Source organism: Martinezella dioscoreae (genome assembly GCF_009176305.1).
Lineage (GTDB): Bacteria > Pseudomonadota > Alphaproteobacteria > Rhizobiales > Rhizobiaceae > Rhizobium > Rhizobium dioscoreae.
In genome coordinates this window covers 1-16,590 of the sequence record NZ_BLAJ01000007.1, presented here as the reverse complement: position 1 = coordinate 16,590, position 16,590 = coordinate 1, and the positions used below count along the sequence as shown (strand labels likewise).

The window sequence follows — 16,590 nt, the reverse complement described above, 5'->3', positions numbered from 1 at the left end:
TAACCTCACTTCTGGACGCCGGAGGCGGCTTTCATATCGGTCTTTTCCAGGCCGGCCTGCTCCGCGGACGGCTTGCTATCGGCGGCAGCCTGCTTCACTTCGCCGGTCGCATCGTCAATCGTTACCGGAGAAACGGTGACTTCCTGACCGTCGCGAACACGCTGGACGCCTTCGACGATCACGCGATCGCCATCGGCAACGCCCTGGTTGACAAGCCAGCTGTTGCCGATGCTGCGTTCCACCTTCAACACCCGCTGCTGCACCTTGCCCTCGGCGGTCACGAACATGGCGATCGGCTCGCCCTTCGTGTTGCGGGTCACGGCACGCTGCGGCACGAGGAAGCTGTTTTCGGCAATGCCTTCCTGAATGGTGGCGCGCACATACATGCCCGGCAGCAGGATGCGATCCGGATTGGGGAAGACGGCGCGCACGGTGATGGTGCCGACCGTTTCCGCAACGGAGGATTCGGCAAATTCCAGTTTGCCGGTTTCCTTGTATTGGCTGCCGTCCTCAAGCGTCAGATGCACGGAAACGTTGTCGCCGCTCGTTTTCAGCCGGCCGTCCGCGACGGCGCGGCGGAATTCGAGCAGGTTGGTGCTCGACTGCGTGACATCGACATTGATTGGATCGAGCTGGCGAATGGTGGTCAGCGCCGTGGTCTGATCGGCAGTGACGAGCGCGCCGACGGTGACGGTGGAGGCATCGACGCGGCCGGAGATCGGCGCTCTCATCTTGGTATAATCGAGATTGATCCGTGCGGTCTCGAGCGCCGCCTTGGCAGAGGCGACATCGGCCTGTGCCTGGACGAGCGTGGACTGCGCGTCATCGAAATCCTGCTTGCTGACCGCGTTCTGGGCGCTCAGGCCCTTGTAGCGGTCGAGCTTGGCCTGGGCGCTGGGCACGGCGCCCTCTGCCTTCTGCAACGAGGCTGCGGCGCTGTCATACGATGCCTGATAAGAGGACGGATCGATCTCATAGAGCACATCGCCTTCCCGGACCTCGCTGCCCTCCTTGAAGTTGCGGCTGCGGATGATGCCGCCAACCTGCGGCCGCACTTCGGCGACGAGGTAGGCGCTGGTGCGGCCAGGCAGTTCGGCGGTGATGGCAACGGATTGCGGATGCAGCGACATCGCGCTCACTTCCGTCTTGACGGCGGGAGCAGTGCTCTGGGCGGAATTCTGCTGGTTGCAGCCCACCAGCAACATCGCGGCGACAATTCCGACGGCGGTCAGCGAGCCGCGGCCAACCGGAAGGCGGGCTGATATCACCGGATATGCGGGTACAGAAGTGGGAGGGGCGAGCTTTCGCACGTTGCTATTTCCTGTTGCCTTATTTATAGTACCAAGTCGTACAGAAAATATTTGTACTGCTTCAAATGTCAATCGTATTCGACTGTTGGGGTCAAGACGGTGTGCTGACAAAGGAACGAGCAGCCAAGGCCGACCAGGTTGCCAAGCGCCGCCCGCGCGGCCGGCCGAAAACCGTGAACGACGATGCGCGCCGCGCGGAGATCGTCGCGGAGGCGCGCGCAACCTTCTATGAGCTGGGTTACGGCGGCACAACCATGGATCTGGTTGCTGCCCGGTGCCGGATTTCGAAGCAGACCCTCTACAGGTTGTTTCCGAGCAAGACCGATCTCTTCGCGGCCATCATCGCCGAGCATCGCGCATCGATGCTGGCCCTGCCGCGGCCTGCAGACGAGAATTTGCCGTTCGACAAGGCGCTCGAACTGATATTCATGATCGACATCGATGAAGATCAGGAGCGCGAACGGGACGCCTTCATTCAACTTGCCATCAGTGAGTCGCAGCAATCTCCGGAAATCGCCAGGCTGCTACATACTTATGGCGCCAGACAATCACAGCAGTTGCTGGCGGATTGGCTTATCGAGCAGCAGCGGCGCGGCTTGATCGAAATTGCCGATGCGGCAAGCGGAGCGCGCATGCTTATGAGCATGATCTTCGATGCGATGATTTCGAGGCCGGGTCGTCCGAAGGATTGGCCGGATCGCGAAACGCGGTTGCGCCATTTGCGCCATTGCATCGGGATTTTTACCGCTGGCGTCCAGCCGCGCAAAGGTGGCTGCTGAAGCGCCGCGATCTTTTGAATTCGCTTCTTTCGTGGGGTTTTGATTTTATGGAGGTCATTGTTGCAAAGCCGCTGCAGGCTTCTGCGCGACATGCTTTTGGTCGGCTGTCCCCGACGATCTTGGTTCACGAAGAAAAATGCCGACATGGCCTGCTGAGCCATACCGGCATCATTCCGTATCCGGCAAAGGCCGGGATTACTTTAATTCAGTGTGCCACCACGTTTGCCGTGTCCGTTCCCTCTTCGAACAAGGGATTGGGCAAGCCATTTTCATACATTTCCTGCAGCACGGCCCCAAGCGCCAAGTCCAGGCACCAGACCGGGAATTCCGCATTCAGGTTTTTGGCGCTTTGCCGTGCATAAGTGATGAGCCGAGCGATTGAGGCCAGTTCCTTGAGCGAGTCGGGATCCTGGTATGCTGCGTCGATCGGAAGTGCTGCTGTCATTTCGTACCCTCTATTGCCCCCGTTCCCGGCAGACGAATCGTGTCTGGCCGGAAACATGAGCAAACCGTAACGGATGTTTTGCAGCTTGGCGCGTGACATGCAGCGTGACACGATGCGTGATTGCTGCAAAATTTTGCTTTTGCAATTTCAAGGCGTGAAATACGGCATGCAAGGAGTAGGGGGCGCTTCGCGTCGACCATTTGCGCGCAAAATCCGCTATGCTTCCACCATCAGCGTGATTTTGGTGCCGCCTGGATGTCAATCTTGGCGGCCCGCTTCGCGCCGATGCCAGGCTAGACGGACTGGAATTTTCGGGGAGAGTTCAGGACCCAAAGAGAGTCGCGATCCTTCGGATTCGCTCCTTGCGCTTAAGGGCCTTGATCTCGCGCATGTCGTCCTCGCAAAACCGCTGCGCACTTTTGCGCAAAATGCTTTAGTTGCGCAAGCCGACCGATGCGTTCGTTGCGCGCGGAAGGTGGTCCGGCAGCGCATCGGAAGTACTTGCCAGCGATTTGATCAATGTCAGCACGGACTGGCGAATGCTTGGATCGTTGATTTTCATGAACGCCTTGTTGAGGCTCAAGCCTTCTTTGGACGTCAGGAAATCCGACAGATCCTCCAGCCCGTTGATTGCGCCGAGGCCGTCGGTGTTCAGCGGCTGCGAATTGTCTTGCTGGAAGAAGAAGGCAACCGGTACGGCGAGCACGCCGGCAATGGCCTGCAGTCGGCTGGCACCGATGCGATTGGTGCCTTTTTCGTATTTTTGCACCTGCTGAAACGTCACGCCGATCTGTTCGGCAAGCCGCTCCTGGCTCATGCCAAGCATAAGACGGCGCGTGCGGACGCGAGAGCCTACATAGGCGTCGATCGGGTTCGGTACTTTTGCACTCACTGCGCAATCTCCTTATTCAAATAGGGCTGGCGGATTACACCATACTTTGGCCCTTAACGACAAAGGGCGCGTGCTCTATCTGCCCGCGAAATGTGCGTTAAATGTGGGTGGAGCTCAACTAAAAGTCTTTTTATATTACGTTTTGTGACTCCGTACACGCATAAACCGCAGAAAAGCTGATTCGCGTCAATGCGGATTGAAGACCGAGGACGGCTTGCAATTATAGACAGGACAGGCCGGGTTATCTTTCGTCGGGACGTAGCTGCGGCTGGCATAGTCGGAGATGTCGCATTGCCCGCGGCCAGCCACATAGCGGTCGTAGAGAACGGGGCCGCCACGGGACGATGGATAGCGCAATATCACCGCGCGTTCGGCGGCAATCAGTTGCTGCACCGATGCGCAAGTCTTGCCGAGCGACTCATAGCGGGAAATTGCCGATGCCGGCCCGGCTATCGCCATCACCGTCAGAATAAGGGCTGCGGCAATGATCCTCATCGATGGTTCCTCTCAGCGAAAGCGCTGAATCTAAAATAGTCGCGATACGAGAAATGCCAAGATGCAATGACGCTTCCCGTTGTGCGGCTGTCTGCTTTTACATTGTTCGGGTGCCGGCAGTCGCAGCCGTCCTGAAGTAAATTGCCAAATGGGGCGACGAGTTGCTTTCAGCTCAATGAAAGGTTGGGCGTGCATGTCTTTTCCGCTTCAGGAGGAAGCGCGTGCCGTGCCGTTATCAATCGGCGCCGGTACACAAATGGAGAGGAGGACTTCATGCGTGCATCCAGCATTCTCAGATATTCCGCGATTTTTTCCCTTGCGATGGCTGCAGCCGGATTTGCTGCCACTGTGGCCAATGCCGCTGACAAGATTTCCATCATGGTGGGCGGCTATGAGAAGCAGATCTATCTGCCGGCCAAGCTTGCCGAAGGGCTTGGCTATTTCAAGGAACAGGGGCTGACCGTCGAACTTCTCAATGAGCCTGCAGGCGTCGATGCGGAAAACGAAATGCTGGCAGGCGCCGTTCAGGGCGTCGTCGGCTTCTACGATCATTGCATCGACCTTCAGGGCAAGGGCAAATTCGTCGAATCCGTGGTGCAGTTCAGCCAGGCACCGGGCGAAGTCGAGCTGGTGTCGGCCAAGCATCCGGAAATCAAATCTGCCGCCGATTTCAAGGGCAAGAGTCTGGGCGTCACCGGCCTCGGTTCGTCGACCAATTTCCTGACGCAGTATTTGGCCATCAAGGCCGGCCTGAAGCTGGGCGAATTCACCTCCGTTCCGGTCGGTGCCGGTCAGACATTCATCGCTGCCATGCAGCAGGATGCCATTCAGGCCGGCATGACGACCGAGCCGACGGTCTCGCGTCTCTTGAAGACCGGCGAGGCCAAGGTTTTGATCGATATGCGCACGATGGACGGAACAAGAGCCGCTCTGGGTGGGACCTATCCTGCCGCGTCCCTCTATATGCAGGAGTCGTGGGTCAAGGATCACAAGGCGGAGGTGCAGAAGCTTGCGAACGCTTTCGTCAAGACGCTGCATTTCATCAACACCCATTCGGCCGCTGAGATCGCCGACAAGATGCCGAAAGATTTCTATGTCGGCGATAAGGACGGCTATGTGAAGGCGCTCGAAAACGGCAAGGCCATGTTCACCGCCGATGGTGTGATGCCCGAAGATGGCCCGAAAACCGTTCTTGCTGTACTTTCCGAATTCTCGAAGAATGTGCAGGGCAAGTCGATCGATCTGTCGAAGACCTATACGACCGAGTTCGTCAAGAACGCTAAATAGCGCGCGATAGCGTTTCCGGCGCCGGCGGTATAGTCCAGCCGCCGGCATCCGCGTTCATAAAATCACAATGTTCCCTCGCAGGGTTGCGCACTGAAAGCTGACTGAAAGGTTGCCCGCGCTAGTCTCGCTGAGCTTCGTGGAGGAAGCGCCTTTCCAGAGCGTCGTGTGGCGCAAGAATAAAACAGGAGGAGACATTGATGCGTCCATCGCGCACCTTTTTTCATACCGTAGCCCTTTCCCTCGTCATGACTGCTGCTTCGCTTGCAGCCACGGCCGCCAATGCTGCCGACAAGATTTCCATCATGGTGGGCGGCTACGAAAAGCAGATCTATCTGCCGGCCAAGCTCGCCGAATCCCTCGGCTACTTCAAGGATGAAGGCCTCGAGGTCGAGCTTCTCAACGAATCCGCCGGCGTCGACGCCGAAAACCAGCTGCTGGCAGGTGCCGTTCAGGGCGTCGTCGGCTTCTACGATCACTGTGTCGACCTGCAGGCCAAGGGCAAGTTCATCAAGTCCGTCGTGCAGTTCAGCCAGGCACCGGGCGAAGTCGAGCTGGTTTCGGCCAAATATCCGGATATCAAGTCCTTTGCCGACCTGAAGGGCAAGCGTGCTGGCGTCACCGGCCTCGGCTCGTCCACCAACTTCCTGACGCTCTATATGGCGTCGAAGGCGGGCCTCTCCCCGGCTGACATCACGCCGGTTCCGGTCGGTGCCGGCCAGACCTTCATCGCCGCCATGCAGCAGGATGCCATCCAGGTGGGCATGACCACCGAGCCGACGATCTCGCGCCTGCTGAAGACCGGCGAAGCCAAGATCCTCGTTGATCTGCGCACGCTGAAGGGTACCGAGGAAGCGCTCGGCGGTACCTATCCGGCTGCTTCGCTCTATATGGATGCCGCATGGGTCGACGCCCATAAGGAAGAAGTGCAGAAGCTTGCGAACGCCTTCGTCAAGACGCTGCGCTTCATCCATACGCATTCCGCCGCTGAAATTGCCGAGAAGATGCCGAAGGACTTCTACGTCGGCGACAAGGAAGGCTACATCAAGGCTCTCGACGCCGGCAAGGAAATGTTCACGGCCGACGGCGTGATGCCGGAAGATGGTCCGAAGACGGTTCTCGCCGTGCTCTCGCAGTTCTCCAAGAACGTCAAGGGCAAGACGATCGACCTGTCGAAGACCTACACGACGGAGTTCGTGAAGAACGTCAAGTAAGCAGTCATGACGCCGCTTCCGGCAGTTTCCGGAAGCGGCGGTCTAAGAGACTTCGCAGTTCACTGGGCTTTGCGTGCACGCCCTAAAGGCACGCGTCAGGATCAGCACCATGCAACAGGATGAACGCCGTACCCCGGCGATCGAACTCATCAATGTCAGCCGCCGTTTCGTATCGCCGACCGGCAAGTCGCTGACCGCACTGCGCGATTTCAATATGACCGTCGAGCGCGGCGAATTCGTCGCGGTTGTCGGGCCGACGGGCTGCGGCAAGTCGACGACGCTCAATCTCGTCACTGGCCTTGCCAAGCCGAGCGCGGGCGAAGTCCGCCTGATGGGCGGCCCGGTCGACGGCATCGACCGGCGCGTCGGTTTCGCCTTCCAGACGGATGCGCTCTTTCCCTGGCAGAATGTCATCGAAAACGTCATGGCCGGCCCGCTGTTCCGCGGCAAGTCGAAGGCCGAGGCTGAGAAGATGGCCAAGGACTGGCTCGCCCGCGTCGGCCTTTCAAAGTTCCTGCACCACTATCCGCATCAGCTGTCGGGCGGCATGCGCAAGCGCGTCTCGCTGGCGCAGACCTTCATCAATGAGCCGGAAATCCTGCTGATGGACGAGCCTTTCTCGGCGCTTGACGTACAGACGCGCACGGTCATGCATGAGGAGCTGCTGAAGCTCTGGGCCGAGCGCCAGGCCTCGGTCGTCTTCGTGACACACGATCTCGAAGAGGCTGTCGCGCTCGCCGACAAGGTCTATGTCCTGACGGCCGGGCCGGCGACGGTGAAATCGGTCTACACGATCGACCTGCCGCGCCCGCGCGTCGTCTCGGAAATCCGTTACGAGCAGAACTTCATCGATTATTGCAAGACGATCTGGGACGACCTGCGCGAAGAAGTCGAAACCAGCTATCGCCGTGCCGCGGAAGCGGCATAAGGGAGGATTGATCATGGCAAACACAGCTCTCGAAGCAGGCAATGCCCCGATCTTCCGCGCCGGCACCTCGGACGCGGAAATCGAAGCCGCAGCACTGAAGGCGCTCGCTCGTCGCAAGTATGTCGTCAAGGCATGGCAGATCGGCATTTTGCTTGCCATCCTCGGCCTCTGGCAGCTCGCCTCCGACCTGCACTGGATCGATCCGTTCTTCTATTCTAGCCCCTATGGCATCGCGCTGCGCCTCTGGGAGTGGATCGTCGACGGCACCGAGAGCGGCTCGCTCTGGTATCACCTCGGTGTCACCATGGAAGAAGCGCTGATCGGCTTTATCATCGGCTCTGTGACCGGCGTCCTTGTCGGCGTCGCCCTTGGCCGCAACAAGCTCGCTTCCGATATCCTCTCGATCTACATCAAGGCGATCAACTCGATCCCGCGCGTCGTTCTCGCGCCGATCTTCGTGATGATCATGGGTCTCGGCCTGGCGTCGAAGGTGGCGCTGGCCTTCATCATGGTGTTCTTCGTCGTGTTCGCCAATGCCTTTCAGGGCGTTCGCGAAGCCGACCGCAACATGATTGCTAATGCCCGCATTCTCGGTGCTTCCAACTGGCAGGTCACCCGCAAGGTGATTTTGCCGTCGGCGATGAGCTGGATTTTTGCAAGCCTGCACATCTCCTTCTCCTTTGCCATCATCGGCGCAATCGTCGGTGAGTTCGTCGGATCGCTGGCCGGCATCGGCTACCTGATCTCGATTGCCAAGGGCACCTATGACGCAGCCGGCCTCTATGCCGCGATCATCCTGGTGATGATCGTCACGCTCGGCGCCGAATATGTGATGACGCTCATCGAAAACCGCATCACCCGCTGGCGTCCGCAGCAGAGCCTCGACACGCATTAAGTGTTGCTTTTCTGGCACCTCCCAAGGCCAGGGGCCGGGCGTTTCGCCCGGCCTTTTTTGTTGTGCCGATGTAGGAACTCTCTCTCCCCGCTCGCGGCAGGGCTATCGCATATGGAGGCGGGCGAGCACCATAAGCTCCTTCTCCCCTTGGGGAGAAGGTGGCCCGAAGGGTCGGATGAGGGGGTTATCGATTTGAATTCATGGATTTTGGTGGTCTTGGCAGGCACCCCCTCATCCGCCTGTCGGCACTTTCTCCCCGATGGGGAGAAGAAGGACGGCGGCGATCTCCGCTCATATGCAATACCCCTGCCGCTTGCGGGGAGAGGGGACTATCCCGCCGTCAGCGCCGCCCGCACTTTCAAACAGCCGGCAGCCGCACGCTGACCAGCAGCCCGCCGCCGGGTGCGTCATCTAGCCTGACCGCGCCGCCCGCGCCATCGACGACTTCGCGGACGATGGCGAGGCCGAGGCCGCTGCCCTCCGGTTCGGTACCCATGATGCGATAGAAGCGTTCGAAAACCTGCGTGCGTTCGGCTTCCGGGATGCCCGGCCCGTTGTCTTCGACCCATAGCAGAGCCGTATCGCCTTCCCGACTGACGCCGACCGTCACGCGGCCGCCCGGCTGCGTGTAGCGCAGCGCATTGTCGACGAGATTGACCAGCATTTCGCGCAGCATGGTGCCGTCGCCTTCGATATGGACCGCCGTTTCATCCGCCTCGAGTCCAAGGTCGATATTGCGCCGCAGGGCTTCCTCGGCGAGCGTTTCCAGCACGCGCCGGGCCGTTTCCGCCAGATCGATCGTATCGCTTCGTGGCCGGCGGCTGCCGGGCTCAGCGCGTGAAAGCGTCAGGAGCTGGCTGGCAAGCCGCGTCACCTGCCGGGTGCTGGACCGCAATGCCGTCAGCGCCTCGTCGCGCCTGACATTGTCGGTTTCACGGGCAGCAAAGCTTGCCTGCGTCGAGATCAGGGCGAGCGGTGTCCGCAGCTGGTGAGCGGCATTCGAGACGAAGCGACGCTGCGCCGCCATCTGGTTCTGCACCCGCTCCATGTGGTCGTTGAGGGCGTGGACGAGCGGCCGAAGCTCATTCTGCACCATGTGAGGGTCCAGCGGATCGAGGCGCTGCCGTCCGCGTTCGCGCACGGCATCACGCAGCCGAAGCACGGGAGCAAGCCCGCGCTGCAAGCCGATGATGGTCACCAGCCCGGCAAGCAGGACAAGCGCGAGCTGTTTGGTGAAATCCGACAGCCACAGCCTGCGGCGCATGGCATACTGGCTGTTATGGGTAACGGCAACGGTGACGGAAATCGTGCTGTCCTGATCGAGGCCAACAACCGGGTGGCTCAGCATGAGTACGCGGACGCCATCGGTCCGAAATGTCATGTCCTCGCCGCTAAAATCCCGTTTCGGCCGTGGCAGATCGGGAAAACCGGCGATGAGGTTCCCCCACGCCGTGACCACCTGATAGAAGACGCGGTCGCCATAGCCGGTGTCGAACATTTCCAGCGCTGCCGGGGGAATATCGATCTGCACGGTGCCGCTGCCGTCGACATGCGTCGCTTCCGCGATGACGCGGGCCGAGGCGAGCAGCGTGCGGTCGGTGACAAGATCGGCCGTCGCATCGGCCGAACGGAAGCTTAGATAAAGGTTGATGCAGATCGCGCCGATCAGGGTCAATACGACCCAGGCAAACAGCTGCGCGCGCAGGCTCGTCGTCAGCGCGCGAAGGCTGCGGCCGACGATTCTCTTCGACGCGGGGGCTTCATCATTGCGCATGGCGAAGGAGGTAACCCAAGCCGCGCAGTGTCGCGATCTGCACAGAGCTGCCTTCGAGCTTCTTTCGGACGCGATGCACATAGATCTCGATGGCGCTGGTATCGGCGAGATCGTCGAAGCCGAAGACGCTTTCCGAGAGCGTCGCCTTGGTGACGGTCGTGCCGGCTTTCATGACGAGATGTTCGAGCACTGCATGTTCGCGCGGCGTCAGCGCCAGCGATTCGCCGGCCAGATAGAATTGCCGCGTGCCGCCATCGAACACCAAGTCGCCGACGGCGATCTCCGGCGCGGCGCGATCGTGGCCGCGGCGGACGGCCGCGCGTATGCGGGCTTCCAGCTCGGCAATCTCGAAAGGCTTGGCGAGGTAGTCGTCGGCGCCGCTGTCGAGGCCGGCGACCCGGCCGTCGAGACTGGCATTGGCCGTCAGGATGATGACCGGCACCTTGTTGCCGCTCTGGCGCAGCCGCTTGAGCAGCGTCAGCCCGTCCATTTTCGGTAGCGACAGATCGAGGATGACAACGGCGTAGGCCGCCACTTTCAGCATGTGCTCGGCATCCTCGCCATCATAAGCGATGTCGACGACATACTGCGCCTGACGCAGCGCCTTGCCGAGCCAGGACGCCAGTTCGCGGTTGTCTTCGACGATCAGGAGCCTCATGAAGCGACTATACAGCAAGTGTCGGATATGGCGAACAATTCCGGCGGTTTTCCAGTCAGTGGATCATCGGTTGGCGAGCCTTAGGCCCATCTCACGGACCTCCGTCAGATAGACCTTGCGCGCATAGGGCGGGGTCAGATTGTGGTCGGCTTCGGGAATGATGGTGAGGCGTATATCCGGAAAATGCTTCAGGCCCGCGCCGTTTTCGCCGAACTCGTCATGCAGGTGATCGAGGCCGATATCATGGGCGCTGTAGATCAGGGACATGTCGACGCCGCGTTTGGTAAGCGTTCGGAAACCACCCAGCACAGGTCCTTGAGCCGCAGCAAAGATGGGGAACGTACCGAGCAGGTGGCGAGCCGTCCGTATCGCCCGCCGTCCGAGCCCGGTCGCCATGTTGCATATGGCGCTCCTTGCATCGATCTGGCCGCCGAAGAGCCGCTTCAGCGTTTCCATCTGCAGGAGTTTGCGCCCGTAGGTTTCGAGCGATCGGGGAGCGAAGCGCAGCGCTTCATCGACCGATCGACTCTCGTCCCAATGGAAGCTGTAGGGATTGACCGTGATGAGGCCGCGGCAGCGCACATCGCGTAACGCTGCCTGAAAGGCGAGATAGCCGCCGCTGCAGCGTCCTACCACATAGGCTGGCAGCAAGCCCCGCTTCTCCAGAAAGTCCAATGCCTCAATAACATCGAGATGCTGGTCGCGGGAATAGAGCACCTGCTCGGGTGCCCCGGAAAGCGGCGGGCTGTCGCCGACATTGGCCGTATCGAAACGCAGCGAGGCAATGCCGTCCTGGGCAAGCGCACGTGCCATGGTGACCGACATCCGGCCCCAGCCCGCATGTCGGTCATAGGCTGTCGTCAGGAGCAGGGCGGTCGCGCCCGTTCGGGCACCCTGCGGCTCGCAGAGAATGCCGAACAGTCGATTGTCCGCGCCGAAACGCAGCGGCGTCTCGCGAAAGCCTTCGCCGATGAGAGGTTCCGCGACCGGCGGCGTAAGATCGGGCGATGCGATTTCAGTGGTGTTGCCCGCGATCGACCGCACCCATTCGGCTATTTTCCGGCGGGCCGCCGTCGGCATGGTGGCGATGGTCGGGTTCGAGACGAGATCGTCGTAACCATCAAAGGAGGCCTGCGTGACCCGGGGGCCGAGCGTTTCGAGATGACGCGCGAAATCGTCGTCTCCCGGGCGGCCCGGGCGTGTCAGTATCAAGCAATTCGGCGTGGCCAGTCGATCAAGCGTCATGAGGTTCAGCTTCCTGACCGCATCGGCGGCGCTATCGGGCATGCGCAGGCTGGCGACGGTGACGCCCTCGGTCTGACGCTGCGCTTCGGAAAGCCCCATGCTTTCATCGATCATCTTCGACCAGACGGTCAGTTCGCGCAGATAGGCGCGGCCAGAGATGACGGGCGCGAGAAAGGCTATGCCGTCGATGCCGGCAAGCCGCTCGGCGAGAGCAGTGGCGATGGTCCCGCCGAGACCCTGGCTGACGAGCATCAGCCGCTCACAGCCGGAAAGCGCTTTCAACTGTGTAGCGGCGGCCAGCGCGGTTTCATGCCACGGCGACAGACCTTCGCCCGCATCGACGATATCGAGCGCATCGCCGGTGCCGGCATAATCGAAGCGCAGACTGGCGACGCCGATCTCGGCAAGATCCTCGGCCAGAATCCGCCAGAACTTGCGCACGCACATTTCCTCGAAGCCCCAGGGGCTGAGAAACAGGGCGGCGGTGTTGCGCGAAGGTGCCATGGCCGATGTGAACAGGCCGACCGTTCCGGCGAATGTTACCGGGGCCGCTGCCGATCTCGACTGCCTTCCTTTGTCTTCTTCCTCGGCGGCTCCCCAACCAGCCATGCTAGTCTCCTCACATTCGGCGTGGGGCCAATAGGGCCAGAGCCTGAGTGGCAATCGGATTGATACGTGCAGGCAACCGCGTCGCGATCTTCTGCATGACCTCGATATCTTCGGCTGGAACGGCTTTCAGCATTCTGAGCGCAATGCCATAGGCCAGAGCGCCGGCGATGATGGCGCCCACGAGACCTGCGACACCGGTCAGCGCCTGAACGAAACCATAGGCTGCAACCGCGCATAGAATGGCAGCAACCGTAACTTTTGCAAGGTTGATGAGCATACCGCGCGTCGATCCTTCGAATTCCATGCGGCATACCGTCATCAGGCACAGGGCGACAAAGGCGAGCAGACGAACCAGCGCCGCACCCTCGCCTCCGAAAAAGGGTACGGCGATGACGCAGCCGATGACCATGATGACGCTGGCGATGACGCCGAGGACGGTGCGTTCGCGCACGCGATCCAGCGAATAAAGATATTGCGTGCAAATCTGCATGAAGACATAGGGCACCGCGGTCAGGGACAGCAGCGCCACCATGCCGCCGCTCGGCGCAAAGGCCGGGCCGAAGATCGTCACGACAAGCTCCGGCGAAATGGCGGCAAGTCCGAAGCTCATCGGCAGGGTGATATAGGCTATGCTGCGCGCCACGCCGGCAAAGACCTCGACCGGCAGCTTGTCCGATGCCCGGGCATGCATCTGTTCGGAATAATAGGGCAGAAGGCTGCCGCTTAATTGTACGGGCAGCTGCAGTGCGAGATTGGCGAGCGAGAGGCCGACGGCATAAAAGCCGACCGCTTCGATGCCCCAGTAGCGCTGCAGGAAGACGAGTTCGATACGATTGAGAAAAATCGAGCTGTTGATGAGTTCGATCGAGAGGATGAGCGACGAGCCGATGAGAGCGGAAAGGCCGACGCCGCAGCTGTTCTTGCGCGCGATCGCAATCCTGAGCGTCGCGATGAACATCGGCAGCTGCCCAATCGCATAGCCGGCGAGCGCGCCGCTGACGCCGAAGAAGATCGCTCCCGCAAGGACGGTAACGAGCTGCAGCGCCGAACTTATTATGGTGATGCGCAGGAACGCGCCGACTTGCTGCTCGCCGATCAGATAGTTCTTGCTGTAGGCGCCGAGAGACTGAAGAACGAAGAATACGCCCGTGATCACAATGACTTCGGATGCATCGCCCGCCCAATGCAGCCGCCCCGTATCCCAATAATAGGCGGCGTAGCCTGCAAGCAGGATCACGGTTGCGAGAATCGTCGGCTGCAGAAGATACGCGGCAAAACCAAGCCGTTCTTCGGTAGAATAGCCGTTCCCCTTCAGCTGGGGCAGAATGCGCAGCAGGGTAACGCCGGCGCCGAGCTCGGCGATCAGTGCTCCCGTCGTCGTCAGCCACAGAGAAAAGGCGATGATGCCGTTGGCCTCGGGGCCCAGCAGGCGCGCCGCTATGATCGAACATGCAAAGCCGGTCGCAAGCAGGGTCAATCCCGCCGCCGCGTTCAAAACCGAATTTGCCATTATGCTCTTCGTCATGAAGATAGACCGCTCCTCAAACTGCCGGAACCTACCGCACATGTCCGGCTTTTCGTGGGGATAGCGTCAGCTCTATTTCATATGCCTTAATATTTAGGGTTTAATGCTGCGCTAAGTTCATTTTTTACTTCGGCTAATATTCTTTCTCTCTGATATTGGCCGCTCGAGGGCTTGTGCGGAGGGTTTCATTGTTCAGCCTTATCGTCTGCACGATCGATCGTTTCGATCAGCTGGAGCGGCTATTCCGTTCGCTGGTGGGGCAGAGTCATAAGGATTTCGAGGTCATCGTCGTCGATCAGAACCTCGACGACCGGCTGCGCGAGCTTATCGACCGCTTTTCCCCCTCCTTCCTCATTCGTCACGTCCGTTCGCCGAAGGGACTTTCGCGGGCGCGCAACAAAGGCATGGCGGTTGCGGAGGGCGATTACGTCTGTTTTCCCGACGATGACTGCTGGTACGAGGCCGATACGCTTTCGACGGCCGCGACTTTGTTTGCCGAGCACCCCGACCTCGCTATCGTCACCGGCCGAACGCTTGATGCCCAAGGTCTTGCCTCCGTCAGCCCGACGGGTGAGACGCAGCTTGCCCTGACCCGGTGGAACTATCTGAGGTGCGGCAATTCCAATGGCATCTTCGTGCGCCGTGCGGCCCTGGTCGATATCGGTGGTTTCGACGAGGATCTCGGCGTCGGCTCGGAATCGCCGTTCCAGAGCGGCGAAGAGGCGGATTTCCTGCTTCGCGCGCTTGGCGCCGGCAGACAAGCGATGTTCTTTCCCGAGCTCATCGTCCATCACGATCAGGTCACGAGCGAATACGGGCCGCGGCAGGTGGAGCGTGCGCGCAAATATGGACGCGGCTTCGGCGCGCTGATGCGCAAGCAGGCCTTTCCCTTGTATTATGTCAGCTATCGCCTGTTTCGCCCGGTCGCCGGCTGGCTGGCGGCGCTGGCGCGATTCAACTTTGATGCGGCCCGCTACAAGCGCGCCTGGCTGGTGGGGATTCTGGAAGGTTACGCTGCCTGGCCGCGCTGGCGCAGGAACTGAGGCGACTTGCCTTTCGGCGTCAGGGTTTCCGCATAAATATCCATATAGCGCTGGGCGACCTCGTCCCAGGCATAGGCACGGGCATCGCGCAACAGCTCCTGTCGCAGGCTCAGGTCGTCGCCCTGTAGGCGCTCAAAGGCGGCGGTCAGCGCATCGGCGGCAGCTTCCGGATTGGAGAAATCCGAGAGCATGAGGGCCGGGTGGGTTTCGGCCATCGCCTTATAGGCCTCGTTGGCGTTCAGCACCGGCAGCAGGCCGGCGCTCATCGCTTCGATCGCCACGAGACCGAAGCCTTCGTACTCGGAGGCCGAGGCGAAGAGCGATGCGCGGGCGATGATGTTGCGGATCGAGCCTTCGTCGATCGAGACATGCAGCGCGACATTGCGCTCCAGATTGCGAACGGCAATTTCCTTTTCCAGCATTGCCCGGTCGAGATCCGATTCGGCGCCGATAATGTCGAGATGCCAGTCGTCATGGCGGCCTGCCAGCACCTTCATGACGTCAAGCAGATGATCGAGTCGCTTGTTGATCGAGAAACGGCCTATCGTGACGATGCGGCGACGTGCTTCCAAAGCGGCGCAATTGGAAAACTTGCCGACATCGGCGCCGTTTTCGATCAGGTGCACGCGGCTTTCGGCAATCTGCGCAAAGAGCCGCGCGTCGGACTGGCTGCAGCAGATGAGAGAGGCATAACCGAGCGCGGAAAGCCGCGTTGCCGTGTTGAACCAGACCTTCTTGATGGCCGCATATTTCTGCGTGTGGAAGAAGCCGCCATGGGTGGTGGCGACCATGGGCCGTCCGTGCATCAGCTTGCCCCAGGCCAGCGCATCGAAGAAGAAATCGACGGCGTGGACATGAACGAGGTCGGCATCGGCCAGATGGCGGAAAACCTTGGGCGCCAGCGGATATCGGCTGGAGCCGGACCAGGGAATGCGGACGATTTCGATGCCGTCGATCGTTTCGCCTTCAGGCAGTTGGCGGTCGGGATCGGAAAACAGGCTGTTGCAGGTAACGACGCGCACGCGATAGCCGCGAGAAACCAGCTGGCGGCACAGATTGGCAACGACATCTTCAAGGCCGCCCTTGTTCGGCAGGAACTGACGCACGACATGCACGATCAGCGGCCCGGCCTGCTTGTTTGCCTGAATATCCGCAACAGCCGATGTCATCGATCCACCCTCGACCCCAATGCCGCGCCATGCACCGGCAATCCGGCGCTGCAGCGCGCCGCCCGTTGATCAGTTGGCAAAGCAGATCATCGGGTCGGTTAAAAAGGGTTTAATTCTGCGCAGAAAGCCGAGCGGTTTCGGACAAGAGGGTTAATGTCGGGCCGATTTGCGGAGTGGGAGGAGCTTGTCTGGTGGATGTGCGGTGGCGCGACACCATGATTGTCGGTTGCTCCTGTGACCTGCCTCTCACTCCCGCCCTCTCCCCGCTTGCGGCAGGGCTATCGCATATGGAGGCGGACGAGCACCATAAGCTTCTTCTCCCCTT

Annotated in this window: 15 protein-coding genes; 6 read left to right on the top strand and 9 right to left on the bottom strand. The window is 60.4% G+C overall.

What is annotated here, in order from left to right:
* Positions 1 to 5: 5 nt before the first annotated feature.
* A complete protein-coding gene (locus GDN47_RS24065) occupies positions 6 to 1,310 on the bottom strand; it encodes an efflux RND transporter periplasmic adaptor subunit (RefSeq protein WP_113331583.1) in 1,305 nt (434 codons plus the stop codon).
* A gap of 101 nt (positions 1,311 to 1,411) precedes the next feature.
* Between GDN47_RS24065 and GDN47_RS24060 the strand changes: the two genes are divergently transcribed.
* A complete protein-coding gene (locus GDN47_RS24060) occupies positions 1,412 to 2,089 on the top strand; it encodes a TetR/AcrR family transcriptional regulator (protein ID WP_233788632.1) in 678 nt (225 codons plus the stop codon).
* A gap of 205 nt (positions 2,090 to 2,294) precedes the next feature.
* On the opposite strand, the gene GDN47_RS24055 is transcribed toward GDN47_RS24060, so the two are convergent.
* From GDN47_RS24055 to GDN47_RS24045, 3 genes are all read right to left on the bottom strand, one after another.
* Positions 2,295 to 2,534: a hypothetical protein gene (locus tag GDN47_RS24055; RefSeq protein ID WP_092719326.1), complete on the bottom strand. Its 240-nt coding sequence runs from the start codon at positions 2,532 to 2,534 to the stop codon at positions 2,295 to 2,297.
* Positions 2,535 to 2,967: 433 nt separating this feature from the next.
* Positions 2,968 to 3,426, bottom strand: coding sequence for a helix-turn-helix domain-containing protein (locus GDN47_RS24050; protein WP_113331585.1), 459 nt, complete (start codon positions 3,424 to 3,426; stop codon positions 2,968 to 2,970).
* 186 nt (positions 3,427 to 3,612) lie between these two features.
* On the bottom strand, positions 3,613 to 3,921 hold the full coding sequence (locus tag GDN47_RS24045; protein WP_113331586.1) for a hypothetical protein: 309 nt from the start codon (positions 3,919 to 3,921) through the stop codon (positions 3,613 to 3,615).
* A 273-nt stretch (positions 3,922 to 4,194) separates the two neighbouring features.
* On the opposite strand from GDN47_RS24045, the gene GDN47_RS24040 reads away from it, so the two are divergent.
* From GDN47_RS24040 to GDN47_RS24025, 4 genes are all read left to right on the top strand, one after another.
* The gene (locus tag GDN47_RS24040) at positions 4,195 to 5,208 is read left to right on the top strand and encodes an ABC transporter substrate-binding protein (protein WP_152094414.1); all 1,014 of its coding nucleotides are present in this window, start codon (positions 4,195 to 4,197) and stop codon (positions 5,206 to 5,208) included.
* 197 nt (positions 5,209 to 5,405) lie between these two features.
* Complete coding sequence (locus tag GDN47_RS24035; protein ID WP_069611619.1) at positions 5,406 to 6,419, top strand: ABC transporter substrate-binding protein; 1,014 nt, start codon at positions 5,406 to 5,408, stop codon at positions 6,417 to 6,419.
* Positions 6,420 to 6,528: 109 nt separating this feature from the next.
* Positions 6,529 to 7,347, top strand: a complete 819-nt coding sequence (locus GDN47_RS24030) for an ABC transporter ATP-binding protein (RefSeq protein ID WP_113249660.1) — start codon at positions 6,529 to 6,531, stop codon at positions 7,345 to 7,347.
* A gap of 13 nt (positions 7,348 to 7,360) precedes the next feature.
* Positions 7,361 to 8,242, top strand: a complete 882-nt coding sequence (locus tag GDN47_RS24025) for an ABC transporter permease (protein WP_113352962.1) — start codon at positions 7,361 to 7,363, stop codon at positions 8,240 to 8,242.
* A 358-nt stretch (positions 8,243 to 8,600) separates the two neighbouring features.
* Here GDN47_RS24025 and GDN47_RS24020 read toward each other — a convergent pair whose 3' ends face one another.
* From GDN47_RS24020 to GDN47_RS24005, 4 genes are all read right to left on the bottom strand, one after another.
* Positions 8,601 to 10,016, bottom strand: coding sequence for a sensor histidine kinase (locus tag GDN47_RS24020; RefSeq protein WP_113420402.1), 1,416 nt, complete (start codon positions 10,014 to 10,016; stop codon positions 8,601 to 8,603).
* Positions 10,006 to 10,674 carry a response regulator gene (locus GDN47_RS24015; protein ID WP_152094413.1) on the bottom strand — a complete coding sequence of 223 codons (669 nt, stop codon included), beginning with the start codon at positions 10,672 to 10,674 and terminating at the stop codon, positions 10,006 to 10,008. Before GDN47_RS24015 ends, GDN47_RS24020 begins: the two co-directional genes overlap by 11 nt.
* 63 nt (positions 10,675 to 10,737) lie before the next feature.
* Entirely contained in the window at positions 10,738 to 12,528 is a 1,791-nt protein-coding gene (locus GDN47_RS24010; RefSeq protein WP_152094412.1) for an alpha/beta fold hydrolase, read from the bottom strand.
* A gap of 10 nt (positions 12,529 to 12,538) precedes the next feature.
* Positions 12,539 to 14,053, bottom strand: coding sequence for a lipopolysaccharide biosynthesis protein (locus tag GDN47_RS24005; protein ID WP_152094411.1), 1,515 nt, complete (start codon positions 14,051 to 14,053; stop codon positions 12,539 to 12,541).
* 188 nt (positions 14,054 to 14,241) lie between these two features.
* Here GDN47_RS24005 and GDN47_RS24000 point away from each other — a divergent pair, with 188 nt between their 5' ends.
* Entirely contained in the window at positions 14,242 to 15,096 is an 855-nt protein-coding gene (locus GDN47_RS24000) for a glycosyltransferase family 2 protein (RefSeq protein WP_152094410.1), read from the top strand.
* Here the strand turns inward: GDN47_RS24000 and GDN47_RS23995 are convergent.
* Complete coding sequence (locus GDN47_RS23995; protein ID WP_152094409.1) at positions 15,063 to 16,265, bottom strand: glycosyltransferase family 4 protein; 1,203 nt, start codon at positions 16,263 to 16,265, stop codon at positions 15,063 to 15,065. The genes GDN47_RS24000 and GDN47_RS23995 overlap by 34 nt on opposite strands.
* Positions 16,266 to 16,590 lie beyond the last annotated feature (325 nt).